Raw genomic sequence first — 23,771 nt, 5'->3', positions numbered from 1 at the left:
GGCATGAATGATGCACTGCACCATAGCCAGGCTTCGAACGACAAGCTGGCCCGGCTGATCGCCCGCGCCGTGGCCGCCGGCCCGGCCCTGCCCTGCGCCGTGGTCCATCCGGTGGATGCGTCCAGCCTCGCCGGGGCGATGGAGGCGGCCGAGGCCGGGCTGATCCTGCCCATCCTGGTCGGCCCGGCGAGGAAGATCCGCGCCGCCGCCGCGGCCGCCGGGATCGACCTGGCCGGCGCGCTGATCGAGGACGTGCCGCACAGCCATGCCGCCGCCGAGCGCGCCGTGGCCCTGGTGCGGGAAGGCCGCGCCGGCGCCCTGCTGAAGGGCAGCCTGCACACGGATGAGCTGATGGCCGCCGTGGTGGCGCGCGACGGCGGGCTGCGCACCGAACGGCGCATCAGCCACTGCTTCATCCTCGACGTGCCGCGCTACCACAAGCCGCTGGTGGTGACCGACGCGGCGATCAACATCACCCCGGACCTCGAGACCAAGGCGGACATCGCGCGCAACGCGATCGATCTCTGCCACGCGCTGGGCATCGCCCGGCCGAAGCTGGCGGTGCTGGCGGCGGTGGAGATCGTCACCTCGAAGCAGCCGGCGACGCTCGACGCCGCGGCGCTGTCGAAGATGGCCGATCGCGGCCAGATCGAGGGCGGCATCGTCGACGGGCCGCTGGCCTTCGACAACGCGATCAGCCTGGAGGCGGCGAATTCCAAGAACCTGACCAGCCCGGTGGCCGGCGACCCGGACATCCTGCTGGTCCCCGACCTCACCGCCGGCAACATGCTGGCCAAGCAGTTGCAATACCTGGCGGGCGCCGAGAGCGCCGGCATCGTGGTCGGCGCCAGGGTGCCGATCGCCCTGACCAGCCGGGCCGAGGGTGCGCGGGCACGGCTGGCCTCCTGCGCGGTGATGAAGCTGGCGACCGCGATGCGCATCACCAAGCACGGCGACGACTGACGCCGCGGCGCGCGCGACCGGAACGCCCGGGCCGGGTGCGCTTTTTCGTTTGCGGCGCAGCGGGAAGCCCTTAGCCTCCGCTGCATATGGCCTCCCGCATCGTCACCCTGACGCTCAACCCCAGCGTCGACATCTCGGCCGATGCGGACATGATCCGCGCGGTCCGCAAGAACCGCACGCGAAACGAGCACTTCGACGCCGGCGGCGGCGGCGTCAACGTCTCCCGCGTGCTGCACGAATTGGGCGCCGAGACGCTGGCCGTCATCCTGACCGGCGGCCTGGCCGGCGCGTTGCTGGAGGAGCTGCTGGCGGCCGATGGCGTGCCGCGCCACGGCATCCCGATCGCCGGCAGCACCCGCATGTGCCACACGGTCAACGACCTTTCGACCCGCAACGAGTTCCGCTTCGTGCCGGAGGGGCCAGAGGTCTCCGAGGCCGAATGGGGCGCGGCGCTCGCGGTGCTGGAAGCCGAGCCGGGCGACTGGATCGTCGCCAGCGGCAGCCTGCCGCGCGGCGTGCCGGAGGATTTCTACGTCCGCGTCGCCGAGCTGGCGGCACGGCAGCGCCGGCACCTCGTGCTGGACACGTCCGGCCCACCGCTGAAGGCGGCCATCGGCCACGGCCTCGCCTTGATCAAGCCGAGCCGCGGCGAGTTCGAGGCGATGGTCGGCCGTTCGCTCGGCACGCCGCGGGCGCTGAACGAGGCGGCGCTGGCGCTGGTGCGGGAAGGCGGTGCGGCGCTCTGCGCCGTCTCGCTGGGGCATGAGGGCGCGCTGCTGGCCGAGCCGGGCGGCATCCTGCGGCTGCGGGCGCTCGACGTGCCGGTGCTGGGCGCGGTCGGCGCCGGGGACAGCTTCCTCGCGGCGATGGTCTGGAAGCTGGCGCAGGGCGAGAGCCCGCGCGAGGCCTTCGCCTGGGGCATGGCCTGCGGCGCCGCGGCGGTGATGCGGCCGGGCACGGCGAAACCGCGGGCCGAGGATGTCGAGGCGCTGCGGCGGCAGATCGGCGAGTTGCCGCCGGCCTAGAGCAAGATCGCCCCGACGGAAAACGCGCCGCGGTCCCCGGCCAATGAATTCGCTCGAGAAGATCACGCTGGCGCGTTTCCGCCGACGCCGAGGATGCGCTAGAGGCCGGAACACTCCGCCAGGAAGGGACCCTCAGCGGCGGGGACATGGCAGGCGGCACACAGGATGCAGGGATCTGCCCGGTGGTCGCCCGGCCGCCGCACGAAACCCCGGGTCAGGCCCAGCAATTCCCGCCCCTGCCCGCGCAGCGCATCCTTCCGCCAGAAGGCGGTGCCGGCGGCCCCACATGTGGGGCAGGCGATCCTGGCGCAGCTATCAAGGTCGCTTGTCATCCACACCCTGCGCATCCGGGCGGCAGGCCCGGCCTTGGCCTGCCTGGACCGCAGCGCGATCCCCACGCCGCCCGAACCGGACTCTGGGGGCGGTGGTGATGGAATTCAAACCTAAGCGCGCATCCTCGCGCGACTGCTACCCATCGCGGCGCTTCAAGGCGAGGCGCTTGCCCGGACGGCCGGTGCTCATCGCCGCGAAGCGCGCCAGCACGTCCTCCGGCCAGGGGGTCACCCGCCGCAGGCCGAGATCGACGCAGAGGTAGAGCACCTCGTTCTCGGCGGCGAGCCAGCCCTCGGTGGCGTGGTGCATCCGGTGGGTCGCCAGCAGCCGCTTGCCGTCATAGCCCAGCACCTCGTTGGTGCAGGCCAGCGGCATGCCCTCGTTCACTTCGCGCACGTAGTTCACCCAGGCCTCGGCGGCGAAGGTGGCCAGGCCGCGGGCGCGGAACGGCGCCCCGAGCCCGAGGCTCGGCCAGAGCTGGTCGGTCGCGATGTCGAACACGACCATGTAGAAGCCCATGTTCATATGGCCGTTGTTGTCCACCCAGTCGGGGCGGACCACCGCCAGGGCGGGCGGCAGGTCGGGCTGGTGCGGCATCAGGGCTCCATCATCCACGCGGCGGCCAGGCGCGCGGCGCGCCGCCCGGCCGATCGGCTCGCCTCAGTGGATATCCTCGGACCGCGACAGCGCATCCTTAAGCTTGCCGATATCGAAATCGTCGCGCTTGGCCATCTCCAGGATCACCGCTTCCTTGCGGGTGATCAGGTCGATCGCCGCCGGCAGCTGCCGCACCGCCTCGGCCGGGATCACCACCGCGCCGTGGCGGTCGGCATGCACCACGTCGTCATGCATCACCGGCATGCCGTGCACGATCACGTCGCGGCCGAAATCGACCATGTGCACATGCGCATGGCTCGGGTTGATCATGCCGCCGATGATCTGGAAGCCCGGCGCCAGCATGTCGAGGTCGCGGAACGACCCGGAGGTGACGCAGCCGAGGCAGCCGAGCCCCTTGTGGACGTTGCTGTTCACCTCGCCCCAGAAGGCGCCGAAGCCGGGGCTCTCGTCCAGGTCCTCGATCACCACGATGGTCGGCAGGTCGGCGTCCGCCACGTATTCGTACCAGCCGATGCGGGCCGCTTTGTCCTGTTCCTTGCTGCGGCCCGAAGGGGCGGCGGCACGGATCTGACCGGTGCGGGCCAGTCCGCAGATCGGCGGCAGCGACGGGTCGGCGGCGGTGAAGGGCTGCAGCGTGAAGCCGCGGCCACGCCGCGCCGGCATGACGATCTCCATCGCGTTGCAGATCGTGGGCGTGTCCCAACGCCGGAGCAGTTCGAGGTCCGCGCGGGTGAAGAGGCGGTCGACCATAATGCTGATTCCTCCCGGGAAGTCCCAAGGATCGGTGACGGCGCGGCGCCGGTCAAACCCCCTTTGCCGCGTGACGCTTTCGCGGATCGCACGCCGCGCGGTGGCTGGCCAGGCGTCGCGTCCGCTAGCGCACCGGGCTCATGCGCCTCCCTCCTCCTGGCCGCGACCGCTCCTCGCGCCATGCGGACCTGACGCATGCGGTGCGGGCGGGCGAGGCGGATACCGAGGCCAGCCGCGCCTGGCGCACCAAGACCATGGCGGCGCTGAACTGGGAGCGGCAGCAGACCGACACCATGGGGGCCTTCCCCCGGCTCGGCTGGAACGACGGGCGCGGCCAGAATTTCCTGTTCACCGAGAGGGACTGGTCGGTCTCCGGCGGCCTCTCCTTCGATGGCGGCCGCTGGGGGCGGCTCGAAGACACCTTCGGCCTGGCGGCCAGTATCGGCGGGCTGCAGGCGCCGCAGCGGCGCTTCCTGGCGGCCGGCGGCAGCGGCTTCGTCCTCGGCGACGGTAGGCTGAACCATGCCCCGGAAGCGGTGGCGGAGGCCTGTTACGACGTCACCCTGGTGCCCGGGCTGCATGCCGCGCTCGATCTCCGGCCGGGCGCCGATCCCCGCTTCAATGCCGCTCGCGGGCCGGTGCCGGTCGGCACGCTGCGGCTGCGGGCGGCCTGCTGAAGGCCGCCGGACGATGACATGACGAAGACGATCGGCCCCGGCCGCTTGTCCCCGATGCGGAGGCTGCCCTAACTGCGCCCCCTGGCGCGGGGGTGCAGGGGATGCGGGCGATCGGGTGGCGCCTTGGCGCCCTGGCGGGGTTGTTGCTGGGTATCCTGGGGCCCGCCGGCATGGCCCGGGCGCAGGGCTATGGCAGCGCCGCGGTCGCCAATCTCGGGCCACCGGGCGACGCGCTCTTCCCCGACCTCGCCGACCTGCAGGACCGGCTGGAGCAGCAGGGCTGGATGGTGCGTGGCCAGGCCACCTTCATCCTGCAGGGCAACACGAATTTCCGCGCGCCCTACAGCGGCGCCGCCAGCCTCAAGCCGGTGGCGAATGCCCGCAACACCCTGTCCACCGACCTGGTCATCGGCCGGCAGCTCTGGCACGGCGCCGAGGTCATCATCGATGCCGCGGTGACCCGCGGCTTCGGCCTGTCGAATTCGGTCGGCGTGGCGAATTTCCCGAACAACGAGGCCTTCCGCCTGGGCAGCACCGAGCCGACCTTCTTCGTCCCGCGCGCCTTCCTCCGCCAGACCGTCGCGCTGTCCGGCGAGACGGTCGAAGACGCCGACCCGCTGCGCTTCGGCAGCACCCGGCCGCGCGAGCGGCTGACCTTCACCCTGGGCAAGATCTCGGTCTGGGACATCTTCGACGACAACCTCTACGCCCATGACGCCCGTACCCAGTTCCTCGGCTGGGCGCTGGTCGGCAGCGGCGCCTTCGACTTCGCCGCCGATGCGCGCGGCTGGACCGAGGGCGGCGCGGTGGAATGGGACAACGGGCGCTGGGGCGTCCGCGGCGGCGCCTTCCGGGTGGCGCGGCAGGCCAACGGGCTGTTCCTCGACCCTTCGGTGACCCGTGGCTTCCAGGTGATCGGCCAGGTCGACCGCTTCTTCCGGCTCGGCAACCGGCCCGGCGCGGTCCGCCTGCTCTATGGCTATTCGCAGGCGCGGCAATCGACCTGGGACCAGCTCGACGTCAACGGCTTCGACAGCTTCGGCAAGAATCCGAACAAGTACAACGGCAAGCACAACCTGGCCCTGAACGCCGAGCAGGAGCTGGCCGACGGGATCGGCGCCTTCGCCCGGCTGTCCTGGAACGACGGCCGCACCCAGAACTGGATGTATACCGAAATGGACCGGGCGGTCTCGGCCGGGCTGGCCTTCGATGGCAAGCGCTGGGACCGCGCCGGCGACACGGTCGGGCTGGCGGTCAACCTCGGCTGGATCTCCTCCGGCCGGCAGCGCTACATGGAAGCCGGCGGCATCGGCTTCATCACCGGCGACGGCAGGTTGAGCTATGCCGCGGAATCGGTGGTCGAGACCTATTACGACCTCCGCCTGGCGCCCGGCGTGAACCTGGCGGCCAATGCGCAGCTGGTGGTGAACCCGGCCTACAATGCGGATCGCGGCCCGGTGCCGATCTTCGCCCTGCGCCTGCACACCGCCTTCTGAACCGGCCGCCTTCGGCCGGCATTAACCCCGCGACGTCCAGGATGGGGGTCTCGCCCTCTCGCCCGGATCCCCCCTGCATGCGCCTCCCCGCCTTCGCCATGCGCAGCCGCATCGTGCTGCTGCTGCTCGGATTCGGCCTGGCGCCCGCGATCCTGCTGGGCGCCGCCTTCCTGGCCGAGCGCGGCGAGCTGCGCCGCTCCGCGATGGACCGCCTGGCCGATGCCGCCGCCAGCCTGGGCGAGACGATCGACCGCAACCTGTTCGAACGCTATGGCGACGTGCAGGCCTTCGGCCTCAACACCGTGGCGCACGACCCGGGCAACTGGCGCCGGCCGGGCGCCGCCAACCCGCTGGTGCGGGCCATCGACGAATACGTCGCGCTCTACGGCGTCTACAAGCTGGCGGTGCTGGTCGACCCGGCGGGCGAGGTCCTGGCGGTGAACAGCCGCGACGCCGCCGGCAAGCCGATCCCGACCGAGGCGCTCTATGCCCGCTCCTTCGCCGCGGCGCCCTGGCTCGGCCGCGCGGTGCGCGGGGAATTCCTGGTGGGGCCGGAAGGGCTGACCGGCACCGTGGTCGAGCCCCCGTCCCGCGCCGCCGAGGTGGCGGAGGCCTTCCCCGGCGAGGATGGCTACAGCATCGTCTTCGCCGCGCCGGTCAAGGACCAGGCCGGCCGGCTGCTGGGCGTCTGGGCGAATTTCGCCGATTTCGGCCTGGTCGAGCAGATCGTCGCCGACTTCCACGCCAGGTTGGCGCGGAGCGGCATGCCCGGGGCGGAGCTGACCGTGCTGGATGCCGCCGGGCTGGTGCTGGTCGACCACGACCCGGTCGCCCGGCCCGGCCCCTATCGCCGCGACTTCGCGGTGATCGGCAGCCTGAACCTGGCCGAGCGCGGCGTCGCCGCGGCGGCGGCCGCGCTTCGCGGCGAATCCGGGGCGATGATCGCCCGGCATGCGCGCAAGGGGATCGACCAGGCCGCCGGCCATGCCCGCAGCCCGGGCGCCATGGGCTTCGCCGGGCTCGGCTGGTCCAGCCTGGTGCGGGTGCCGACGACGGAAGCCTTCGCGGTGCTCGACCGGGTCGTCGCGCGCGGACTGCTGCTGCTGAGCATCGCGCTGGCGCTGATCCTGCCGCTCGGCCTGTGGATCGGCGCCGGCTTCGCCCGGCCGGTCACCGCCCTGGCCGTGGCGATGCGCCGCCTGGCGGCTGGGGAGGCAGTGCCCGACATCCCCGGCGCGGCGCGGCGGGACGAGATCGGCCGCATGGCCGCCGCGGTGGCTGTGTTCCGGGACGGCTTGGCCGAGGCCGCGGCCCTGCGCGCCCGCCAGGACGCCGAGCGCGAGGCGGCGGAGGCGGCGAAGCGCCAGGCCCTGCTCGGCATGGCCGACCGGGTGGAGGATGCGGCGACCGCCGCCGTCACCCGGATCGGCACGCGGGCGGAGGCGATGGCGGCCGATGCAGACGGCATGGCGCAGACCGCCGAGACCGTGGCGGCCAGCAGCGCCCAGGTCGCCACCGCCGCCGACCAGGCGCTGCAGAACGCCGAGACGGTGGCGGCGGCGACCGAGCAGCTCTCGGCCAGCGTGCGGGAGATCTCGGCCCAGGTCGCCGCGGCCTCGGCCACCACCCGCCAGGCGGCGGAACAGGGGCTGGCCAGCCAGGCGGTGATCCGGTCGCTGTCGGACAGCGCCGCCCGGGTCGGCGCGGTGGTGCGGCTGATCGCCGAGATCGCCGGCCGGACCAACCTGCTGGCGCTGAACGCGACGATCGAGGCGGCACGGGCCGGCGAGGCCGGCAAGGGCTTCGCGGTGGTGGCAGGCGAAGTGAAGCAGCTCGCCGCCCAGACCGCCCAGGCGACGGACGAGATCGGCCGGCTGGTCGCCGGCATCGACACCGCGACCGCCAACGCGGTGGCGGCGGTGCGCGACATCGCCGCGGCGGTCGGGCGGATCGACCAGACCTCGGCGGCGATCGCCACGGCGGTCGAGGAGCAGTCGGCGGCGACCCAGGAGATCGCCCGCACCGTCGCCGAGACGACGGCCGCGGCGCGCGAGGTCTCGGTGCGGATCGCCGAGGTCTCGGCGGCGACCGCCGAGGCTGGCAGCCGCGCCGCCGATGTCCGCAGCGGCGCCGCCGAAGCGCGGGAGGCGATCGCCGAGCTGCGCGGCCAGCTGGTGCGGGTGGTCCGCAGCGCCACGCCGGAGGTCGACCGCCGCGCCGCGCCGCGCGTCGCCCTGCCGCGCCAGGTGCGGCTGGAGCTCGCGGATGGAAGGCCGGTCGAGGCCAGGCTGGTCGACATCTCGGTCGGCGGCGCCCGCATCATGGCCACGGCGCCGCTGCCGCCCGCCGCCCATGGCAGCCTGCGGGTGCCGGGCATCGGGCAGCCGCTGCCCTTCACCGTGCTGAGCGACGACCCTCGGGACGGGCAGCGGCTGCGCTTCGCGCCGGATGCGGCGGCCAGCGCCGCGCTGGAACGGGCGCTGGAGGAGCAGGCCCGGGCACCCGCCGCCTGACGCAGCCCCGCCGGCGCCGGAAGGCCGGGGATTTCGCCAGGGCGGCGTTCTCCCGCGGCGCGGCAACCTGCTATAGCCGGAGGGCGCCCGCACTGCGCCGGGCGGCGGAACAGCAGGATGGCACCGGGCATGGCCGGCTGGCGGGTGGACGAGGACGAGGCGATCCGCTCCGGCGGCGTGGAGAGCCCCGCGCCGGGGCTGGAAGGCCAGCCGCGATTCGACATGGCGCCGGTCGAGGTGGCGGTGCCGAAGCTGCTCGACCATGCGGTGGGCGGCCCGGTGGTGCTGACCCGGCACGGCGCGGAGGCCTATGTCCTGCTGCCGCTGGATGTCTGGCGCCGGGTCTGGAGCGCGATCGCCCGGCCGCCGGTGATCGAGGCCGAGCGCGATCCGCCTGCCGGCCGCGCGGACGAGGGCTGACCGCCCGGGCGGACCGCGGCCAACCCCGGCATTCCCGGCGCGACGAGGCTTGACGTGGCGGGGCCGCCACCCCCCTTTCCCGCCGCATGGCCCCACCGCTTCTCATCCTCCAGGACATCCACCTGCATCTCGGCACCACGCCGCTGCTCACCGGCGCGACCCTCGCGGTCGGCGCGGGGGACCGGGTGGCGCTGGTCGGCCGCAACGGCTCCGGCAAGTCGACCCTGCTGCGGGTCGCCGCCGGGGAGATCCAGGCCGAGCGCGGCAACCGCTTCCTGCAGCCCGGCGCCACGCTGCGCACCCTGCCGCAGGAGCCGGGCTTCGGCGGCGCGCGGACGGTCTGGGAGCATGTCGAATCCGGTCTCGGCCCGGCCGACGACCCCTACCGGGCGCGCTGGCTGCTGGAGCAGCTCGGCCTGGGCGGGGAGGAGGAACCGGCGCGGCTCTCGGGCGGCGAGGCAAGGCGGGCGGCGCTGGCCCGGGCGCTGGCCCCCTCGCCCGACATCCTGCTGCTCGATGAGCCGACCAATCACCTCGACCTGCCGGCAATCGCCTGGCTGGAGCAGGAGCTGGCGCAGTTCCGCGGCGCGCTGGTGCTGATCAGCCACGACCGGCGCTTCCTCGAACGGCTGAGCCGGGCGATGGTCTGGCTCGACCGCGGCGTGACCCGCCGGCTGGAACAGGGCTTCTCCCAGTTCGAGCCCTGGCGCGACCAGGTGCTGGAGGAGGAGGAGACCGCCGCCCACAAGCTCGACCGCAAGATCGTGCGGGAGGAGCACTGGATGCGCTACGGCGTCACCGCCCGGCGCAAGCGCAACATGCGGCGCGTCGGCGAACTGGCCGCGCTGCGGCAGCGCCGGCGGGAGACGCTGAAGGCGACCGGCACCGTGCGCATGGCCGCGACCGAGGGCGAGGGCAGCGGCTCGGTGGTCACGCAAGCGGAAGGCGTGACGAAGGACTATGGCGAAGGCCCGGTGGTGCGCGACTTCTCCACCCGCATCCTGCGGCGCGACCGGGTCGGCATCGTCGGCCCCAATGGCGCCGGCAAGACCACGCTGCTGAACCTGCTGACCGGCGCGCTGTCGCCCGATGCCGGCGAGGTCCGGCTCGGCACCGGGCTGCTGATGGTGACGCTCGACCAGAAGCGGGAAAGCCTCGACCCCGCGGTCAGCCTGCAGGCGGCGCTGACCGGCGGCAGCGGCGACCAGGTGGAGGTGGCCGGGCAGAAGCGCCACGTTATCGGCTACATGAAGGACTTCCTCTTCATCCCCGACCAGGCGCGGACCGCGGTCGGCGTGCTCTCGGGCGGCGAGCGGGGCCGGCTGATGCTGGCCCGTGCCCTGGCCAAGCCGTCCAACCTGCTGGTGCTGGACGAGCCGACCAACGACCTCGACCTGGAGACGCTGGACCTGCTGGAGGAGCTGCTGGCCGACTACCCCGGCACCGTGCTGGTGGTCAGCCACGACCGCGACTTCCTCGACCGGGTCTGCACCAGCGTGATTGTGGCCGAGGGCGACGGCCGCTGGCAGGAATACCCGGGCGGCTATTCCGACATGGTGACCCAGCGCGGTCGCGGCGTGGAGGCCAAGGTGGTGGAGCCGGCCAAGCCTGCCGCGGCACCGAAGCCGACCGCCGCCACCCCGGCGCCGGCCACGAAGCGGCGGATGACCTTCAAGCAGCAGCACGCCCTGGAGACGCTGCCGGGCCGCATGGCGGCGCTGGAGAAGGAGGTCGCCACGCTGCGCACGGCGCTGGCCGCTCCCGGCCTCTATGGCCGCGACCGGGCGCGGTTCGACCGCTTCAGCGCGGCCTTGGCCGAGAAGCAGGCGGCGCTGGCCGCGGCGGAGGAGGAATGGCTGGAGCTGGAGCTGCTGCGGGAGGAGATGGGGGCCGGGTAGCCCCCGGCGTCACCCCAGCGTCCAGCGGCCCCGCTCGACCGTCGACAGGAAGGCCGCGACCTCGCGGTTGAAGGCCGCCGGTTCCTCCAGGTTGATCGCATGCCCGGTACGCGGGCAGAGCCACAACCCGCAATTCGGCAGCACGGATTTCAGCCAGACATTGGTGGCGACGCAGGGCCCGTCCTCGTCGCCCACCGCCAGCAGCGTCGGCACCTCCATCCGTCGCAGATCGGCCTCCCAGTCGAAGATCGAATCCCGCTCGCCCTGGTAGTGCTTCATGGTCAGGCCGCTGCCGAGGCCGGAATGCTGCGAAAGGCGTTCCATGTAGGCGGCCCAGCCGCGCGGGTCCTTCTTCTTGAGCTGGATGCGGGTCGGCGAATGCCCGGTCTCCTCGGCCAGCTCGCCGGCCCAGCCCTGGGAGACCAGCGTCTCGCCGCGCGCCACGCAGGCGGCGCGGAAGGCCGCCTGCTCCTCCCGCGGGGAGCCCGAGCCGGCGCCGGCCGGGACCAGCGAGATCGCCATCTCCGGATGGCGCAGGCCGAACAGGATCGCGGCGAAGCCACCCATGGAAAGCCCGACGACATGTGCCCGGTCGATGCCGAGATGCCGCAGCACCGCGACCGCGTCCTTCACCGCGAAATCCTGGCCGTAGAGCTTGGGGTCGGTGGGGACGTCGGAGGGCGTGTAGCCACGCGCCGCATAGGTGATGCAGCGGTACTCGCGGGAGAAGAACCGGACCTGGTCCTCCCATTCCCGGTGGTCGGCGCCGAACTCGTGGATGAACAGGATCGGCAGGCCGGTGCCGGCCTCCTCGTACCAGATGCGCGCGCCTTCGGACGGGGCATAGGGCATGGCATGTCTCCTCCGGGATTGCTTGGGGCGCATCCTGCACCGGAACGGCGTGCGCGCCAGCCCCTTGGCAGTCCCGCCGCACCGGGCAAGGCTGGCCGCAACGCCAGCCATGCCCCAGGACATCACCGACTCCTCGCATCCGCTCCGGCGGCTGCTCGCCCTGCCCGCCTTCCGCCGCCTCTGGGCGGTGGGTGGCATCGCCAATGCCATGCGCTGGGTGGAGATCCTGGTCGCCGCCATCTGGACCTTCGAGACGACGCAGTCCGCCCTCGCGGTCTCGATGGTCGCGCTGATGCGGGCGCTGCCCATGCTGCTGCTGGGCGCGGCCGCCGGCGCGCTGGCCGAGGTGCTCGACCGCCGCCGCCTGCTGATGGCCGGCCAGGCCGCGACCTGCCTCGGCGCGCTGGTGATCCTGGCGCTCGCGCTGTCCGGTGCGCTGCAGGTCTGGCACCTGGGATGCCAGGGCTTTCTCGGCGGCCTGGTCTGGACCGGGGAGATGGCGTCGCGCCGGCGGATGCTGACCGAGGTCGCGGGCGAGCGCGACGTGGTCACCGCCGTCGCCTTCGACAGCCTGACGGCGAACACCACACGCATGGCCGGGCCACTGCTGGGCGGCGCGCTGTACGAATACCTCGGCCTGGCCGCGGCCTATCTGGTCGCCGCCGGCTGCTACGCGCTGACCTTCCTGCTGCTGGCCGGCGTCCGCTACACCCAGGCGACCCGGCGCTTCGTGCCGCGCCTGCTGCTGGCCGAGATGGCGGATGCGGTCGGCGTGGTGCGGCGGATGCGGGTGCTGCAGGCGGTGGTGCTGATCACCATAGCGATGAACGTCTTCGGCTTCTGCTTCATGGCCGTGCTGCCCGCCTTCGGCACGCTGGCCTTCGCCGCCAGCCCGGTGCAGATCGGCCTGCTCTCGGCCGCCGAGCCGGCCGGCGCGCTGCTGACCGGCCTCGTCATGGCCTCCCGCCGAGGGGTGCCGCTCTCGCCGGCGCTGATGCTGGCGGGAGGCGGGTTCTTCCTGCTCTGCCTGCTGCTCGTGGCGCTCGCCCCCAGCCTGCCATGGGCAGTGGCGATCCTGATGCTGGGCGGCATCGGCACCGCGCTCTTCGCCGCGCTGCAGACCGCGCTGCCGGTCACCCAGGCGCCGCCCGAGGCGCGGTCCCGCGTGCTCGGCCTGGTCACCACCTGCATCGGCATGGGACCGGTGGGGCAGTTGACGATCGGCGTCCTGGCGGATTCCTGGGGCCCGGCGGCGGCAATTCCGGTGATGGCGGCGGCCGGGCTGGCCATGGTGGTGGCGACCGCCGCGCATACCCTGCGGCGCTGAACCGCTCGCGAGGCCGCCCCCTGTGATGTGCCGCCGGTTGTGCTGCGGGTCGGCAAGCCCCAATTGGATGATATACCCCACCCTCGTCAGAGCGTGGCAACGTCACTGTCCGAGCCTGCCTCGGCTGGAGGATCACCTCATGTCCAAGGCTCCCCAGGCGAAGCCGGCGCTGCGCGCGCGGGTCGATGGCCGCCGCGTCCTCTTCGAGGTCGAGGAGAACGGTACAGCATTTGCCTGTGCCATCTCGCTGGGCGCGCTGCAGGACATCAGCAACCGCCGCTGGCTCCGTCCACCGGACGTGCTGCCCTGCTTCGCCGCGGCACAGGAGAAGATCGAGGAGGTGGCGCGGCGCAAGCTGGCCGGTCGCTCGGCTGCGACCGGCGGGTTGATGAACCTGTTCTCCGACGACTTCGAGGAAGAGGACGCGCCGGCCGAATAGCGGGCGCCTGCCGCCGGGCCGCCAGCCCACCCGAGATTGCCGCGGACCGGCGACCCGGGCGGCGGCAACGGAACGGGGGTCTGGGCGCTTGGCAGGGCGCGCGGCTGGTCCTCGATCACTCCGCACGCTGAACCGCTTCGATGGCGTCAGCGCGGCCTGGCCCGGGCCGAAGACCCGTCTGCCACACGTGGCCTGCGAGCGATCCTGCGTGCCGAACCTGACCAGGCCCGGCACCAGGCGCGTGGCGCATTCTCTCCCGGCCCGGGCTAGGGGTCATCCGCCTTGAAGCCAGACGCCGCGATCACCGGCGCCCAACGCGCCCGGTCGACGGCGATGCGGGCGCGGAGTTGCGCGGGCGTGCCGCCGGTCGGCTCCAGCCCCATCGGCTGCAGCCGCATCAGGGCTTCGGGCGCGTGCAACGCCGCGGTTACCGCCGTGGCGATCGCCAGCGCGCGCAACTCCGGCAGGCCGGCCGGGGCGAACAGCCCGTTCCAGGCGCTGGCGACGAAATCGCCGAGGCCCTGCTCGTTGAACCGCGGCACCTCCGGTGCCAGGGACCAGCGCCCCTCGCCCAGGCTCTGCGCCAGCAGCCGCAGCCGGCCGGCGCGGTGCTGCTCGATGAACTCGCCGCCGATGGTCAGCCCGGCCGGCACATGCCCGGCCTCCAGGTCAGGCAGCATGGCGCCGCTGCTGCGGTAGATCACCGGGGTCAGCGGCACGCCCGACACCGCCGACAGCCGGTGCACCATGAAGCGCGGCAGGCCGGTGGCGCTGTTCACCGCCACCTCGCCCCCGCCGCGCGCCCGCATCGCCGCCAGCCAGCCGGCCAGCGTCCCCCCACCCGCCGCATCGGCGCGCACCGCCAGGCCGAAGGGGCTGTCCGTCAGGTGGCAGATCGGCGCCAGCTCGGCATCCGGGTCGATCGGCGGGCGGCGGAAGACCAGCGGCGCCAACGCGGTGACGCCGATATTCGCCTGCACCAGCACGCTGCCATCGGCAGGCATCCCGCGCGCGCCGAGCACCGAGGCGAAGCCGCCGGCGCCCGAGCGGTTGTCCGGCACGATCGGCCGCCCGAGCCTGTCCCGCAGCCCCTCCGCCAGGGTGCGGCAGAGGATGTCGGAGAGGCTGCCCGGCGTGCCGTTCACCAGCAGGCGGATCGGCGCCCCAGCCTGCGTGCCAAGCTGCGCCCGCGCCGGCCCCGGCAGGGCCAGCAGCGTGGCGAGTGCGACCCGGCGGCCGGCCAGCGTCATTCCGCCCGGATGCCGAGCTGCTGGATCAGCGGCCCGAAGCTCCCCCAGAGGCCGCGCAGCATGGTCATGAACTCCTCCGGCCCCAGCGGCTCCACCTCGACGCCCACCGATTCGAACTGGCGACGCAGCGCCGGCGTCGCCAGCCCGGCACGGATCTCGGCGACCAGCCGGGCGATGATCGCCGGCGGGGTGCCGGCCGGCACCATCATGCCGTTCCAGCCGCCGATGTCGTAGTCCGGCGGCCCGCCCGCGCTGGCGATCGGCACCACCCCCGGCACCAGCGGCGAGGGCTTGGCGGTGCTGAGGCCCAACGCCCGGAGCTGGCCTTCCTGCACCAGCCGCCAGGCCGCGGCCGGGGTGTCGATGCCGTAATCCACCTGGCCGCCGAGCAGCGCCGCCAGCGCCGGCGCGCTGCCCTGGAAGGGCACGTGCAGGGCATTCAGCCCGGCCTTGGCGTTGAACAGCGCGGTCAGCAGGTGCTGCGCCCCGCCGACGCCGGAGGAGTTGTGGCTGAACCTGCCCGGATTGGCCCGCACCAGCGCGAGGAAGCTCCGCAGGTCCTGCGCCGGGAAGTCCGGCTTCACCAGCAGCATGAACGGCGCCAGGCCGAAGGTGGCGACCGGCGCCAGCTCGCGCTCCACGTCGTAGGGCGTGCGCTGCACCAGCGGGCTGAAGGTGATGGGACCGATCGAGGCCGAGAGGAGCGTGTAGCCATCGGGCGCCGCCTTGGCGGCGGCACTCGTGCCGATCTGCCCGCCGGCGCCGGGCCGGTTCTCCGGCACCACGGTCTGGCCCAGCCGCTCGGAGAGCCAGGCGGCCATCAGGCGCCCCTGGATATCGGTGGACTGGCCCGGCGGCCAGGGGATGACCAGGCGCAGCGAGCGTGCCGGCCAGGGCGCCTGGGCGAGGCTCGGCGTCGCCAGCAGGGGCAGCGTCGCGGCGGCGCCGAGCATGGTGCGGCGGTGCATGGATCATGGCCTCCCGTTGCGCCCATGTCGCCGCGCAGGGACGCGGCGCCGGGCGCTTGCGGCCATTCTGCTGGCGCAGCGGCGCCGCTGTCACGGCAAAGCTGCGGCGGCGGGTCTTTCCCCGCTGCGGCAGCCGGTGGACACTGCCACCCGACCGCGGCGGCGACCGCGGCACCGGGAAGGACCACCATGCTGCCGCGCCTCATGCTCATCCTGGCCCTGCTGCTGCCCGCCGCGGCGCAGGCCCAGGCCCCCTTCCCCGACCGGCCGCTCCGCCTGGTCATCCCCTGGCCGCCCGGCGGCACCAACGACATCATCGGCCGGCTGGTGACGGAGGGCATGGCGGCCCGGCTTGGCCAGCCCTTCGTCATCGAGAACCGCGGCGGCGCCGGCGGCATGCTGGGAGCGGAGGTGGTCGCCCGGGCGGCGCCCGACGGCCATACCATCCTGCTCGGCGGCAGCGGCAGCCTGACCATCACCTCGCTCGTGCAGGCCAAGGTGCCCTACGACGTCGCCACCGCCTTCGCGCCGATCGGGCTGATGGCGCTCGGGCCGAACGTCATCGTCGTGCATCCGTCGCTGCCGGTGACCAGCCTGAAGGAATTGCAGGCCGTGGCGCGGCGCGGCCCGCCGCTGGCCTATGCCTCGCCCGGCGTCGGCAGCACCGGCCATGCCGCGGGTGCGATGCTGCTGCAGGCGCTCGGCGTGGAGATGGAGCACATTCCCTATCGCGGCACCGGCCCGGCGCTGAACGACATGGTCGCCGGCAGGGTGCAGGTCTTCACCAATGCGCTCGCGCCGATGCAGCCGCATATCCAGTCCGGTGCGCTGCGCGCCATCGCCATCGCCGGGGGCACGCGCAGCGCCGCCATGCCCGACCTGCCGACCACCGGCGAACAGGGTTTCCCGCAGATCGAGGCGGCGACCTGGTTCGGCCTGCTGGCCACCGGCGGCACCCCGCCCGACCGCATCGCCAGGCTGCATGCCGCGCTGAATGCGGTGCTGGCCGAGCCCGAGCTGCGCCACCGCCTGACGGATGGCGGCGTCGAGGTCGCGCCGAGCGAGAGCCCGGCGGCCTTCGCCCGCTTCTTCGCCGAGGACCGCGCCCGCTGGGCGCCGGTCGTGCAGCGCGCCGGCATGAGGGTGGAGTAGACTCGCCCCGCGGGCCGTGCTGCGCTCCCGGAATATCCGGGAGGAAAATCATGACGCATCGCAGGACCGTGCTGCTCGGCGCCGCCGGCTTGGCGGCCGCACCCGCCCTTGCCCAGCAGCAGGCAGCCTGGCCCAGCCGCGGCGCGCGCATGATCATCCCCTGGCCACCCGGCCAGTCCACCGACCTGCAGGGCCGGCTGGTGGCGCAGATGCTGACCCAGCGGCTGGGCCAGAACGTGGTGCCGGAGAACAAGGCCGGTGCCGGCGGGCAGATCGGCACCGACTTCGTCGCCAAGTCGCCGCCCGATGGCTACACCATGCTGGCCGCCTCGATCGGGCCGATCACCTTCAGCCCGCTGGTGCAGCGCACGCCCTATGTGGTGGAGCGCGACTTCGCCCCGGTCGCCTGCTACGGCATCTCGCCCTACATGCTGCTGGTGCGGCCGGACTTCCCGGCGAGCGATGCGCGCGGCTTCGTCGCCGCGGTCAAGGCGGCACCGGGCAGGTACACCTATGCCTCCTCCGGCATCGGCGGGGCGCAGCACCTGCTGACCGCGGTGTTCAACGCGCAGGCCGGGCTCGATGCGCTGCACATCCCCTTCCAGGGCAGCGGCCCTGCGATGGCGGCCTTCCTCGGCGGGCAGATCGACTATGCGATCGAGACCATCGCCGCAGCCGGGGCGCTGGTGAAGCAGGGCAAGCTGCGGTTGCTCGGCATCACCACCAGGAAGCCGAGCGCCATGCTGCCCGGGGCGCCGCCGCTGGCCGAGGTCGCCGGGCTGCCGGAGTACGACATAGGCGGCTGGAACGGGCTCCTGCTGCCGGCGGGCACCCCGCAGCCGATCCTCGACCGGCTGCTGGCCGAGGTCGAGGCCGGCTTCGCCACGCCGGAGATGAAGGAACGCTTCGCCGGCATCGGGGTCGAGCTGGCGCCGATCGGCCCGGACGGCTTCCGCCGCCTGCTGCGGGCCGAGGCGGCGCTGTTCGGCCCGGTGATCCGCCAGCTCGGCATCCGGGCGGAATAGGCATGCATGAACGCGGACCGGGTTCCATTCCGTGACGAAATCGCTTGGCACGGGACGCGTCCCGCGCCACATGCGCGAAAACACTTAGGAAGCGCCGCAGATGCAACGCCGTCACCTGATGCTCGCCGCCGCCGGCCTCGCCACGCCAGCGATCCTTCCCAGCAGCCTCGCCCGCGCGCAGGGCGGCTATCCCGGCCGCGCCGTGCGGATGGTGGTGCCCTGGCCGCCCGGCCAGGCGACGGACCTGATGGCGCGCGTCGCCGGGCAGCGGATCTCGGAGCTCTGGGGCCAGCCCATCATTCCGGAAAACCGCGCCGGGGCCGGCGGCATGATCGGCACCGACAACGTGGCGAAGGCGGCGCCTGACGGGTACACCATCCTCGCCGCCTCGACCGGGCCGATCACCACCGCGCCGCTGGTGCAGCGCACGCCCTACGACCCGGAGAAGGACTTCGCGCCGGTCGCGATGATCGGCATCTCGCCCTATCTGCTGACGGTGAACCCGAAATTCCCCGCCACGACCGCGGCGGAGTTCATCGCCAAGGTGCGGGCGGAGCCAGGGAAATACACCTATGCCTCCTCCGGCACCGGGGCGGCGGCGCATCTGATCACCCTGATGTTCCTCTCGGCGGCGAAGCTCGACACGGTGCATGTGCCCTTCCAGGGCAGCGGCCCGGCGCTGACCGCGGTGATGGCCGGCCAGGTGGACTTCGCCATCGACACCCTGGCGGCGACCGGGCCGCTGGTGCGGCAGGGCGGGCTGCGGGCGCTCGGCATCTCGCTGGCGGCGGGCAGCGAACTGGCGCCGGAGATCCCGCCGCTGGAGAAGGCGGCCAACCTGCCGGGCTTCGATGTCGGCGCCTTCGGCGGCTACATGATGCCCGCCGGTACCCCGCCGGCGATCGTTGCCCGGCTGGCCGAGGAGACCGGGAGGGCCCTGGCGACGCCCGAGGTCCGGCAGCGCCTGGCCAGCATCGGCTTCCAGCCGCAGCACCGCGACACCGCCGATTTCACCGCCTTCCTGAAGATCCACCGGGAAGAGTTCCGCAAGGTGATCCTGGAGAACAAGCTCCAGGTCGACTGAGCCGGGACGCCAGGCGGCGGGCTATTCCGCCGCCGCCTTCGCGGCGTCCCACCACAGGCACTCGCCCTGCATGACGGCGTGGTTGCCGGGCAGCACCTGCACCGGCGCGCGCTCGCCATCCGCCGCGGCCTGGAGTTTGAGCCGCTGCGCCTCGGCCCGCATCTCCGGGCTGCCCCAGCGGCGCTCATGGCCCCAGAGGCTGGGGCCGGAGGTCATCTCCACCGCCTGCCAGGTCGCCGGGTCCACCTGCCGGCCGCCCCAGCCGTACTCGACCATGAAGCCGCCCGGGGTGCGGGCGTAGAAGCTGGTCATGAAGTCGTTGGTGTGGCGGCCGAGGCTGGTGGCGACCCGCCCCTCCTCCAGTATCGCCAGGTCGTAGCCCTGGCCGACGTCGTCCAGGTTGAACAGCTCCAGCATCAGGTGGTGCAGCCCCGCCTGGCCGGTCTCGATCAGCGCCAGCGAATGGTGCCGCGGGTTCACGTGCAGGAAAGTGGCGTGGAACGGCTTGGTCACGTAGTCGGAGACCCGGAAGCCCAGCAGGTCGCGGTAGAAGGGCAGCACATCGGCCATCCGCGGCACGGTCAGCACCGCATGGCCGAGGCCCAGCGCGCCGGTGCGGAAGCCGCTGATGCAGCGGCCCGGGCGGAAGGGCTCGGCGGTGTGCTCGGCACCGTGGACGATCTCGACCCGGTTGCCGAGCGGGTCCTGGGTCAGGATCAGCCCGGCCACCCGGCGCTGCCCGGCCAGCGCCCGGTCGCCCTGGGCGACGGGCAGGCCGGCCGCTTCCAGCCGCGCCGCCAGCGCCGCCAGCGCCGCGGCATCCGCCACCTCCCAGCCGAAGAAGCGGGCGCCGTCGCGGGTGCCGGGGGTGACGACGATCCGTTGCCGGCGATCATCCATGCGGAAGACCAGCTGCGCGGCGCTGCGCTCGGCGAGTTGCAGGCCAAGGAACCGGGTGCCGAAGCCGGCCCAGTCCGCGGGCGAGGTCGCCTCGATCCCGACATAGCCGAGCGCCTGGATGGGCATGCTTCCGTCCCCGCCGCGTGTTCCGGGGCGCATGCTAGACCCGATGCGAAGCCGGGCAAAAGCCGGGGATGCGGCAATGTCCCGCCCCCGGTGGAAGTCCGGCCCCGGAGCCGGGAGAAGCTTTCCCCGCCCAGGCTGCGGTCACGCCGCGACGGGGGCGGGCAGGACCCATAGCGCCCGGGCGATGCCGCGGAGCGCGCCATCCTCGCCGAACAGCGCGGTGCCCGCCTGCAGCTTCCGCCCCTCCCGGCCGATCTGCCAGCCGAGCACGGTCACCGCCTCGCCCGGCGCGATGCCGCCCGACAGCCGGCCGGTGATGCGGCCGAGCAGCATGCGCTGCGGCAGGGTGTCCACCGTGAAGGCGAAGGCGCCGGCGCAGTCGAGCGCGGACCAGAGGTATTCGGCGGCGATGCGGCCATCCGCACCGGCGAAGCGGGCATCCGGCCGCCAGAGCGCGGCGGCGATGCCGGGGCGGCCTTCGACCTTGCCGGTATAGACGCCGAGGCCGCCGGGCGCCGCCGAGCCGCAGACGAAGCAGAGGCCGGTGGAATGGGTGAAGGGGCTGGCCAGGAACCAGCGGGTCGCCGCCGCGGCCTGGTTCCGCGTCGGCGGTGCGGGCGCATCGAGGTCGAGCGCTGCCGCGCGTGCCTCGGCGACCAGGTTGCCCTCGGCGTCGCGGGCCTGCACCGCGGCGCCGTCACGGGCGATGCCGAGCGGCACCTCGACCGGCCAGCCGCGGCGCAGCGTCACCTCGGCCGGCTGCGTGCCGAGCAGCGCCGCCATCCGGCCGGCGACATAGCCGCCATTGCCGATCCCGTCCGGGCCGCGGAAACGGGCCTCGATCAGTGCCGTGGTCATGCCACCACGGCCGCGGTCGCGATGCCGGCAGCACAGGGGATTGGGCCTGGCCCGGGGAACGGCGGCAGCGGGGGCGTGAGCATCCAGGTTCCTCCCTCAGGCCCAACCGTAGAGCGCGGCCGGGTTGTCCACCAGGATGCGCCGCCGCGTCGCATCGTCCGGCACCCAATGGCCGAGCAGGTCGAGCAGGCCGGCCTCGTCGATCAGATAGTCCGGCGGGTTCGGATGCGGCCAGTTGCTGGCCCAGAGGATGCGGTCCGGCGCCACGCCGATCGCGGCACGCGCGATGGCGCTGACGTCGTCGTAGTGCGGCGGGCCCGTCAGCGAGGTGTTGTAGGGCGCGCTGGCCTTCATCCAGACCCGGCCGGTCTCCAGCAGGCGCAGCAGGGCGCGGACCTGCGGCCGGTCGGGCGGCACCGGCGGGTGGAAGCGGCCGACATGGTCGATGACCACCGGGCAGGGCAGCGCGCGGATCGCGGCCTCGCGCTGCGGCATCCCGCTGCCGTCGAATTGCAGCTGCACGTGCCACCCCAGCGGGGCGATGCGGTCGGCGACGGGGGCCAGCGCGTCCCAGCCCTGCGGCGCGCCCTGCAGCATGAAGAAGCGGGCGCCACGGGCACCGGCGGCATGCAGGCGGTGCAGCTCGGCCTCCGGCGTCTCCGGCGTGACGACGACGACGGCGCGCGCCGCCTCGCCCAGCGCCGCGACCGCATCCAGCGTGCAGCGATTGTCGGCGCCATAGGCGGAGGGCTGCACGACGACGGTGCGCGAGAGGCCCAGCCGCGCCAGCACCGCGCGCCAGGCGGCCAAGTCGGCGTGGCAGGGCGGCGGCTTGGCGGCGGTGGCGGCGAGCGGGTAGCGCGCGACCGGCCCATAGATGTGCATATGCGTGTCGCAGGCGCCCGGCGGCACGGGCAGGCGCGGCGTATCGGGCATGGGTAATCCCTCCGATGCCGAGTGAAGGCGCGCGCGGCGTCGCTGTCCAGGCTAGGCTAGGCCCAAGCAAGCCGGGAGGACTCCATGCTGCACCGACGGCACCTGATCGCGGGGATCGCGGCCGCGCCCCTGGCGGCGCGGGCGCAGGGCTGGGCACCGACGAGGCCGATCCAGTGCATCATCGGCTTCGCCCCGGGCGGCGGCGCCGACCTGATCGCCCGCGCCATCATCGAAGCCGCGCAGCCGCTGTTCCCGCAGCCCCTGGTCGTCGTGAACAAGCCCGGCGCCGGCGGCACGATCGCGGCGCAGCAGGTCGCCGGGATGCCGGGCGACGGCCATGTGCTGCTGATGGGCGGCGGGTCCGAGAGCACCAGCATCCCCGCCTTCCGCACCCTGCCCTACGATGCCCGCAACGGCTTCCGCGCGGTGATCCGCCTGATGCGGCAGCAGATGTTCATCCTGGCCAGGACGGACGGGCCCTACCGCACGATGCCGGAAGCGATGGCCGCGGCGCGGGTGAAGCCGCAGGCGGTCAGCCATGGCTCCTCCGGCAACGGGTCGATCTACCACGCCGCCTTCGTGGTGCTGGAGAAGCGCGCGGGCGTCGAGTTCCTGCACGTGCCGTTCACCGGCGGCGCGCCGGGGCTGCAGGCGGTCGCCGCCGGGCAGGTGGACCTGATGGTGGCGAGCCCGGAGGAATTCCGCGGCCTGACCGATGGCGGGCTGCTGCGGGTGCTGGCCTGCTGCTCGGCCGAACGGGCGGCCGGCTATCCGGATGTGCCGACCCTGAAGGAGCTCGGCTGGGACATGGCGCTGGAGAACATGAAGGGCTGGGTGGTGCCGGCGAACACGCCCGACGCGGCGGTGGCCTGGCTGCACGACCGCTTTCGCGCGGCGATGGCCCGGCCCGGCTGGCAGGCCTTCGTCGAGCGCGCCGGCGAGACGGATGGCTATCTCGACGGCCCGGCCTTCCAGGCCGCGATGGCGGCGGTGCTGGATGCGATCGGCGGCGCGGTGAAGGCCTGACGGCTCACCCGGCCGGGATGGTGAGCACCGGGGGCGCCGAGCCGCGCGTGCCCTCGGCGATCGACTTCAGCAATTCGAGGATGGTGAAGGCCAGCTTCGACGGGAAGTCGGTGTCCTCCACCCAGTACCAGGTGCCGCCGACCACCACCGCGGCATAGCTGCGGGACGGCTGCGACGGACCGGAGCGGATCACGATGCTGGGCCGCGGATTGCCGGGCTCGCGCAGCGTCGCCGGCGCGCGCCGCGCCGCGACATCCTCGTCCGGCAGTTCGATTTCCGCCGCGATGGCATAGAGCACGTTGAGCAGCGACCGGGTCAGCACCGGGATCTCCCGGGCGCGCGGCTGGTCCTGGGCGACGCCGTAGATGACCTCGATCTCCTGCAGGGCCGGGTCGAGGCTGAGCAGGCCGAAGACATCGGCGGCAAGGCTGCGCAGCCCGGGCGTCCTTCGGGTGTCGAGCGCGATGTAGACCCGCGTCTGCGCCTTGTGCCGATGCAGCCGCACGCGCAGCGCGCCGCCTTCCTGCAGCTTCGCCAGCCGGGCGAGCAGCCGCAGGAATTCCGGCGAGCCGCTGCGGTTCGGCCCGCCCAACGGATGGGTGTTCTGGATCGGCCCGATGGATTGCGCGATCAGGCGGAACAGCAGATCCACCGGAATGCCGCCCTGGATGAGCGGCAGCACGTCGGCCGGGGCGAAGGGCCGCAGATAGGCCTCGACGAATTGCTCGCCGCTGACGGGATTGAGGGTGAAGGTCGGCCGGTCGGTATACTGCGCGGTACCGAGCGCGATGCCGAAGGTGCTGGTGCTCGCGGAAGGGTAGGCGTTGACGCCCGCCTGCACGGTGCCCTGCATGGTATAGCCCGAGACGACCTGGCGGATGGCGAGGAAGGATGGCGGCTCGCCATAGCGCATGCGCACCAGGCTGAAGAGCGTCTGGCGCTTGCCCGCTTCCGCCATGACCCGCGCATAGTCGAGCTGGTCCCGGTCGAGCCGGGTCGGGCCGATCGAGGTGCAGCCGGGCAGGCCGGCCACGAGGCCGCTGCCCAGCAGGGTTCTTCGCCGCAACCGGTCCACGCCGCGCCCTCCCGCGGCGGAGAGTAGCCATCGTGGCGCCGGCGTCAGGACACCTTTGCG

23 protein-coding genes are annotated in these 23,771 nt (G+C 73.2%); 13 read left to right on the top strand and 10 right to left on the bottom strand.

The window, feature by feature from the left end; genetic code table 11:
- Positions 1-3 precede the first annotated feature (3 nt).
- A complete protein-coding gene (locus tag ACFQS7_RS11420; protein WP_380067171.1) occupies positions 4-963 on the top strand; it encodes a bifunctional enoyl-CoA hydratase/phosphate acetyltransferase in 960 nt (319 codons plus the stop codon).
- A gap of 86 nt (positions 964-1,049) precedes the next feature.
- The gene (locus ACFQS7_RS11415; RefSeq protein ID WP_380067170.1) at positions 1,050-1,988 is read left to right on the top strand and encodes a 1-phosphofructokinase family hexose kinase; all 939 of its coding nucleotides are present in this window, start codon (positions 1,050-1,052) and stop codon (positions 1,986-1,988) included.
- Between the two features lie 98 nt (positions 1,989-2,086).
- On the opposite strand, the gene ACFQS7_RS11410 is transcribed toward ACFQS7_RS11415, so the two are convergent.
- The 3 genes from ACFQS7_RS11410 to ACFQS7_RS11400 form a co-directional block, all read right to left on the bottom strand.
- On the bottom strand, positions 2,087-2,320 hold the full coding sequence (locus tag ACFQS7_RS11410; protein WP_380067169.1) for a hypothetical protein: 234 nt from the start codon (positions 2,318-2,320) through the stop codon (positions 2,087-2,089).
- Positions 2,321-2,456: 136 nt separating this feature from the next.
- On the bottom strand, positions 2,457-2,918 hold the full coding sequence (locus ACFQS7_RS11405) for an acyl-CoA thioesterase (protein ID WP_380067168.1): 462 nt from the start codon (positions 2,916-2,918) through the stop codon (positions 2,457-2,459).
- A gap of 63 nt (positions 2,919-2,981) precedes the next feature.
- Complete coding sequence (locus ACFQS7_RS11400) at positions 2,982-3,689, bottom strand: RraA family protein (protein WP_380067167.1); 708 nt, start codon at positions 3,687-3,689, stop codon at positions 2,982-2,984.
- A 140-nt stretch (positions 3,690-3,829) separates the two neighbouring features.
- On the opposite strand from ACFQS7_RS11400, the gene ACFQS7_RS11395 reads away from it, so the two are divergent.
- The 5 genes from ACFQS7_RS11395 (at position 3,830) to ACFQS7_RS11375 (ending at position 10,693) form a co-directional block, all read left to right on the top strand.
- Complete coding sequence (locus tag ACFQS7_RS11395; RefSeq protein ID WP_380067166.1) at positions 3,830-4,366, top strand: carbohydrate porin; 537 nt, start codon at positions 3,830-3,832, stop codon at positions 4,364-4,366.
- A gap of 101 nt (positions 4,367-4,467) precedes the next feature.
- The gene (locus ACFQS7_RS11390; RefSeq protein ID WP_380067165.1) at positions 4,468-5,862 is read left to right on the top strand and encodes a carbohydrate porin; all 1,395 of its coding nucleotides are present in this window, start codon (positions 4,468-4,470) and stop codon (positions 5,860-5,862) included.
- Positions 5,863-5,939: 77 nt separating this feature from the next.
- Complete coding sequence (locus ACFQS7_RS11385) at positions 5,940-8,375, top strand: methyl-accepting chemotaxis protein (protein WP_380067164.1); 2,436 nt, start codon at positions 5,940-5,942, stop codon at positions 8,373-8,375.
- Between the two features lie 117 nt (positions 8,376-8,492).
- Positions 8,493-8,795, top strand: a complete 303-nt coding sequence (locus ACFQS7_RS11380; RefSeq protein ID WP_380067163.1) for a hypothetical protein — start codon at positions 8,493-8,495, stop codon at positions 8,793-8,795.
- A gap of 86 nt (positions 8,796-8,881) precedes the next feature.
- A complete protein-coding gene (locus ACFQS7_RS11375) occupies positions 8,882-10,693 on the top strand; it encodes an ABC-F family ATP-binding cassette domain-containing protein (RefSeq protein ID WP_380067162.1) in 1,812 nt (603 codons plus the stop codon).
- A 9-nt stretch (positions 10,694-10,702) separates the two neighbouring features.
- On the opposite strand, the gene ACFQS7_RS11370 is transcribed toward ACFQS7_RS11375, so the two are convergent.
- On the bottom strand, positions 10,703-11,545 hold the full coding sequence (locus tag ACFQS7_RS11370) for an alpha/beta fold hydrolase (RefSeq protein WP_380067161.1): 843 nt from the start codon (positions 11,543-11,545) through the stop codon (positions 10,703-10,705).
- A 109-nt stretch (positions 11,546-11,654) separates the two neighbouring features.
- Between ACFQS7_RS11370 and ACFQS7_RS11365 the strand changes: the two genes are divergently transcribed.
- Together ACFQS7_RS11365 and ACFQS7_RS11360 are read left to right on the top strand one after the other, a co-directional pair.
- On the top strand, positions 11,655-12,872 hold the full coding sequence (locus ACFQS7_RS11365; protein WP_380067160.1) for an MFS transporter: 1,218 nt from the start codon (positions 11,655-11,657) through the stop codon (positions 12,870-12,872).
- A gap of 139 nt (positions 12,873-13,011) precedes the next feature.
- Positions 13,012-13,311 carry a DUF1488 family protein gene (locus ACFQS7_RS11360; RefSeq protein WP_380067159.1) on the top strand — a complete coding sequence of 100 codons (300 nt, stop codon included), beginning with the start codon at positions 13,012-13,014 and terminating at the stop codon, positions 13,309-13,311.
- Between the two features lie 266 nt (positions 13,312-13,577).
- Here the strand turns inward: ACFQS7_RS11360 and ACFQS7_RS11355 are convergent, their stop codons facing one another.
- Both ACFQS7_RS11355 and ACFQS7_RS11350 read right to left on the bottom strand, forming a co-directional pair.
- Positions 13,578-14,561 (bottom strand): tripartite tricarboxylate transporter substrate-binding protein, encoded by a 984-nt coding sequence (locus ACFQS7_RS11355; protein ID WP_380067158.1) that lies wholly within the window; start codon positions 14,559-14,561, stop codon positions 13,578-13,580.
- On the bottom strand, positions 14,558-15,529 hold the full coding sequence (locus ACFQS7_RS11350; RefSeq protein WP_380067157.1) for a Bug family tripartite tricarboxylate transporter substrate binding protein: 972 nt from the start codon (positions 15,527-15,529) through the stop codon (positions 14,558-14,560). Before ACFQS7_RS11350 ends, ACFQS7_RS11355 begins: the two co-directional genes overlap by 4 nt.
- A 189-nt stretch (positions 15,530-15,718) precedes the next feature.
- Between ACFQS7_RS11350 and ACFQS7_RS11345 the strand changes: the two genes are divergently transcribed.
- The 3 genes from ACFQS7_RS11345 to ACFQS7_RS11335 all read left to right on the top strand — a co-directional run bounded on the left by ACFQS7_RS11345 (position 15,719) and on the right by ACFQS7_RS11335 (position 18,790).
- Positions 15,719-16,681, top strand: coding sequence for a Bug family tripartite tricarboxylate transporter substrate binding protein (locus tag ACFQS7_RS11345; RefSeq protein WP_380067156.1), 963 nt, complete (start codon positions 15,719-15,721; stop codon positions 16,679-16,681).
- Positions 16,682-16,731: 50 nt separating this feature from the next.
- The gene (locus ACFQS7_RS11340; protein ID WP_380067155.1) at positions 16,732-17,706 is read left to right on the top strand and encodes a Bug family tripartite tricarboxylate transporter substrate binding protein; all 975 of its coding nucleotides are present in this window, start codon (positions 16,732-16,734) and stop codon (positions 17,704-17,706) included.
- A gap of 100 nt (positions 17,707-17,806) precedes the next feature.
- Entirely contained in the window at positions 17,807-18,790 is a 984-nt protein-coding gene (locus ACFQS7_RS11335; RefSeq protein WP_380067154.1) for a Bug family tripartite tricarboxylate transporter substrate binding protein, read from the top strand.
- 21 nt (positions 18,791-18,811) lie between these two features.
- On the opposite strand, the gene ACFQS7_RS11330 is transcribed toward ACFQS7_RS11335, so the two are convergent.
- The 3 genes from ACFQS7_RS11330 to ACFQS7_RS11320 form a co-directional block, all read right to left on the bottom strand.
- Positions 18,812-19,816 carry a VOC family protein gene (locus ACFQS7_RS11330; RefSeq protein WP_380067153.1) on the bottom strand — a complete coding sequence of 335 codons (1,005 nt, stop codon included), beginning with the start codon at positions 19,814-19,816 and terminating at the stop codon, positions 18,812-18,814.
- A 141-nt stretch (positions 19,817-19,957) separates the two neighbouring features.
- Complete coding sequence (locus tag ACFQS7_RS11325; RefSeq protein WP_380067152.1) at positions 19,958-20,674, bottom strand: hypothetical protein; 717 nt, start codon at positions 20,672-20,674, stop codon at positions 19,958-19,960.
- A gap of 96 nt (positions 20,675-20,770) precedes the next feature.
- Positions 20,771-21,610: an amidohydrolase family protein gene (locus tag ACFQS7_RS11320; protein WP_380067151.1), complete on the bottom strand. Its 840-nt coding sequence runs from the start codon at positions 21,608-21,610 to the stop codon at positions 20,771-20,773.
- Positions 21,611-21,694: 84 nt separating this feature from the next.
- On the opposite strand from ACFQS7_RS11320, the gene ACFQS7_RS11315 reads away from it, so the two are divergent.
- Positions 21,695-22,636 carry a tripartite tricarboxylate transporter substrate binding protein gene (locus ACFQS7_RS11315; protein WP_380067150.1) on the top strand — a complete coding sequence of 314 codons (942 nt, stop codon included), beginning with the start codon at positions 21,695-21,697 and terminating at the stop codon, positions 22,634-22,636.
- A 4-nt stretch (positions 22,637-22,640) separates the two neighbouring features.
- On the opposite strand, the gene ACFQS7_RS11310 is transcribed toward ACFQS7_RS11315, so the two are convergent.
- On the bottom strand, positions 22,641-23,702 hold the full coding sequence (locus ACFQS7_RS11310; protein WP_380067149.1) for a hypothetical protein: 1,062 nt from the start codon (positions 23,700-23,702) through the stop codon (positions 22,641-22,643).
- Positions 23,703-23,771 lie beyond the last annotated feature (69 nt).

This window comes from Dankookia sp. GCM10030260 (genome assembly GCF_042666655.1).
Taxonomy (GTDB): Bacteria; Pseudomonadota; Alphaproteobacteria; order Acetobacterales; family Acetobacteraceae; genus Paracraurococcus.
This window is presented reverse-complemented; position numbering and strand designations above follow the sequence as displayed.

Coding starts and splice junctions, on each gene's coding strand:
- ACFQS7_RS11350 (WP_380067157.1), bottom strand. CDS start 15,529: ATGCACCGCCGCACCATGCTCGGCGCCGCCGCGACGCTGCCCCTGCTG.
- ACFQS7_RS11370 (WP_380067161.1), bottom strand. CDS start 11,545: ATGCCCTATGCCCCGTCCGAAGGCGCGCGCATCTGGTACGAGGAGGCC.
- ACFQS7_RS11345 (WP_380067156.1), top strand. CDS start 15,719: ATGCTGCCGCGCCTCATGCTCATCCTGGCCCTGCTGCTGCCCGCCGCG.
- ACFQS7_RS11420 (WP_380067171.1), top strand. CDS start 4: ATGAATGATGCACTGCACCATAGCCAGGCTTCGAACGACAAGCTGGCC.
- ACFQS7_RS11410 (WP_380067169.1), bottom strand. CDS start 2,320: ATGACAAGCGACCTTGATAGCTGCGCCAGGATCGCCTGCCCCACATGT.
- ACFQS7_RS11405 (WP_380067168.1), bottom strand. CDS start 2,918: ATGCCGCACCAGCCCGACCTGCCGCCCGCCCTGGCGGTGGTCCGCCCC.
- ACFQS7_RS11385 (WP_380067164.1), top strand. CDS start 5,940: ATGCGCCTCCCCGCCTTCGCCATGCGCAGCCGCATCGTGCTGCTGCTG.
- ACFQS7_RS11380 (WP_380067163.1), top strand. CDS start 8,493: ATGGCACCGGGCATGGCCGGCTGGCGGGTGGACGAGGACGAGGCGATC.
- ACFQS7_RS11355 (WP_380067158.1), bottom strand. CDS start 14,561: ATGACGCTGGCCGGCCGCCGGGTCGCACTCGCCACGCTGCTGGCCCTG.
- ACFQS7_RS11335 (WP_380067154.1), top strand. CDS start 17,807: ATGCAACGCCGTCACCTGATGCTCGCCGCCGCCGGCCTCGCCACGCCA.
- ACFQS7_RS11415 (WP_380067170.1), top strand. CDS start 1,050: ATGGCCTCCCGCATCGTCACCCTGACGCTCAACCCCAGCGTCGACATC.
- ACFQS7_RS11395 (WP_380067166.1), top strand. CDS start 3,830: ATGCGCCTCCCTCCTCCTGGCCGCGACCGCTCCTCGCGCCATGCGGAC.
- ACFQS7_RS11330 (WP_380067153.1), bottom strand. CDS start 19,816: ATGCCCATCCAGGCGCTCGGCTATGTCGGGATCGAGGCGACCTCGCCC.
- ACFQS7_RS11390 (WP_380067165.1), top strand. CDS start 4,468: ATGCGGGCGATCGGGTGGCGCCTTGGCGCCCTGGCGGGGTTGTTGCTG.
- ACFQS7_RS11375 (WP_380067162.1), top strand. CDS start 8,882: ATGGCCCCACCGCTTCTCATCCTCCAGGACATCCACCTGCATCTCGGC.
- ACFQS7_RS11365 (WP_380067160.1), top strand. CDS start 11,655: ATGCCCCAGGACATCACCGACTCCTCGCATCCGCTCCGGCGGCTGCTC.
- ACFQS7_RS11360 (WP_380067159.1), top strand. CDS start 13,012: ATGTCCAAGGCTCCCCAGGCGAAGCCGGCGCTGCGCGCGCGGGTCGAT.
- ACFQS7_RS11315 (WP_380067150.1), top strand. CDS start 21,695: ATGCTGCACCGACGGCACCTGATCGCGGGGATCGCGGCCGCGCCCCTG.
- ACFQS7_RS11340 (WP_380067155.1), top strand. CDS start 16,732: ATGACGCATCGCAGGACCGTGCTGCTCGGCGCCGCCGGCTTGGCGGCC.
- ACFQS7_RS11325 (WP_380067152.1), bottom strand. CDS start 20,674: ATGACCACGGCACTGATCGAGGCCCGTTTCCGCGGCCCGGACGGGATC.
- ACFQS7_RS11400 (WP_380067167.1), bottom strand. CDS start 3,689: ATGGTCGACCGCCTCTTCACCCGCGCGGACCTCGAACTGCTCCGGCGT.
- ACFQS7_RS11320 (WP_380067151.1), bottom strand. CDS start 21,610: ATGCCCGATACGCCGCGCCTGCCCGTGCCGCCGGGCGCCTGCGACACG.